Below are 2,208 nucleotides of genomic sequence, written 5' to 3'. Positions count from 1 at the left end.
TATTTTCCCACATCCATCAGGTCATATATATCATCCATTATAGATTGACCCTGTTTTTTATTCATAGTTACACCTCATCCGACCCCCATCAGTTACCACCCTTCCCTGTAGGAAAAGGTTATTGCTCATCCAGACCTGACCTTAGCCGGTATTCCTTTAAACGGCGCAAAGCATCTGCTTCCTGGGAATTTTTCCCAAATTGCGCCAGATAACCCTCCGATACCAATACCTTTAAATAGCCATCCGGCGGGTATTCTTTCATATTGTTAGCTGCCAATATTCCTAGCTGAATCAATTCTCTATACCGCTCGCCCAACTTGACGCCAGCACTGTCAAATCGCCCACCAGCCATATATGCATAGCCCTGTTCGTAGCCCCACACATTTTTGCCATAGTATGACATAACTCCCGCACTGGCTTGTCCCCTTAAAGTCTGCATAATATACTGACCATCTTTTTCCCGTTCATAGAAAGAATTTAATAACTCAATCAATTCCACATCACCAATTCCGGCCAATACCCGGCAAATCCCACGCAGAGAGTCGGACTGGTATCTATGGTTTTTCAAAGCCATAAGATAATTTTCTGCAGCCCGCTGTTTATCCCCTTTCATACTGTATATATTGCCCAGCCGCTCATAGGCATAAGGCAGCAAACCTCTGGATGTGTCTGAAACCCCAACACCTTGCCGCAGTTTTTCTTCTACCGGCTGCCTCAGCTTCAAACCACGCAGCACTGCCTTCTCCGCTCCAATGTAATCTTCCACTTTTTCCAGTGCCATTCCTCTGACAAATGGAAAGAACGGTTCCTCTGGAAAAGCTTGCTCCGCCTCATCCAACACCTCCAGTAGCTCCGCCAAAGGGCGTCCGGCATTATACATGGACATAGCCATTACCTCATAAAACCGCCCTGGCTCTCCTACCATCTTCAGCCCAATAGAAATACATTTTCTGGCATATAACAGAACCTTTTCGTGGTCACCTAAAATATTATATGCATCCATAAGATAAGGATATAGTCGTTGCCGCTCTTCATCGGTAGACGCTTTGGCCAATTCGCTGAGCATTATTGGCAGATTTCGTTCCGTTTTGGACCTTATAATGCTGCTGGAATATCCCGTGTGATAAATTTCCAGTTTTTCGGCAAAGACCATTTTTTTATTGCCCTGAGTATTTTCCAGTTGTTCATGAATAGCTCCTTTATACCTTATATAGGGACTACGACGAAAAACCCGGGCCAACAAACTGGTATTAAACACCCGGTCATTATTATCCATATCGATATCCATCATTCGACACATCAAACAAGCCACTGACTTATCCCGATTAAACCGTTCCATTTCTTGACGAAATACCTTCTGGGCCGCCACTGTGAAATACTCATCCGCATCAAGAAAGATAATCCAATCCCCAGTTGCCTGCTCAATGGCATAATTTTTGGCGGCAGCAAAATCATTTATCCACTCAAAAAAATATAGCTTTGCTCCAGCCTCTTTGGCCAATTTCACTGTATTGTCCGTAGATCCCGTGTCCACCACAATAATTTCATCCGCCACATTTTTCATACATTGAAGCCAACGAGATATATTTTTTTCTTCATTTTTGGTTATTACACAGGCCGATATTTTAATTACCATGCTTCATCGCCTCCTGACCCCAGGCCATATAAGCAGCCGTTTTCGGATCTTTTGAGGCCCGTTCCAGGCTCTCTATTGACTCCTGATACTGTCCCAGCTTATAGAAACATATTCCTACATTTTGCCAAAAGCTTTCATTAACCCATTCTGACTCTGCCGAAATCAGGTTGTACAATGCTAAGGCTTGCTCGGGCCTATCAGTTTTTAACAAAATGCCGGCTACTTCCATTATATTCTTTTCCAGCTCGCCTTCATCACTGGATACAACCGGTAAAATATCCAGATATCTGTTCACCGTATCTAGCTGTGCCATATCAAACACATTTTGGATAAAGGATTTATATTCATCGTAGTGGCCTTTAATAGCTGTTTCATCACCGATGCCATGAAAATACTTTAGGATATTCCCCAGCCCCACTGGCAACATCTGGCAATAATCCTCATCGTACTTTTCCAAAAGGCAAACATAAAGATATGGTAATAACTTGGCTATTTCTTCCATGGAACGCTTATAAATCCATGGATACGATTTCACTTTAATCAAAGCGGTTGTATTTTCTTCACCAAAATAC

The 2,208-nt window shown here is 42.9% G+C and carries 2 protein-coding genes; both read right to left on the bottom strand.

Annotation, left to right across the window (positions count from 1 at the left end):
* Positions 1-118 precede the first annotated feature (118 nt).
* Positions 119-1,636 carry a glycosyltransferase gene (locus QZV24_RS10430; RefSeq protein WP_294523587.1) on the bottom strand — a complete coding sequence of 506 codons (1,518 nt, stop codon included), beginning with the start codon at positions 1,634-1,636 and terminating at the stop codon, positions 119-121.
* On the bottom strand, positions 1,626-2,208 hold a 583-nt coding region (locus QZV24_RS10425), incomplete at its 5' end, for a M48 family metallopeptidase (protein WP_294523585.1). The genes QZV24_RS10425 and QZV24_RS10430, both read right to left, overlap by 11 nt.

It is taken from the genome of uncultured Anaerovibrio sp. (assembly GCA_902786545.1).
Lineage (GTDB): Bacteria > Bacillota > Negativicutes > Selenomonadales > Selenomonadaceae > Anaerovibrio.
Note: the sequence above shows the minus strand (reverse complement) of the source record. Positions and strands in the feature narration are given on the sequence as shown.

Bases quoted from the DNA above. Each gene is read 5' to 3' on its own strand.
- QZV24_RS10430 (WP_294523587.1), bottom strand. From the start codon at position 1,636: ATGGTAATTAAAATATCGGCCTGTGTAATAACCAAAAATGAAGAAAAA.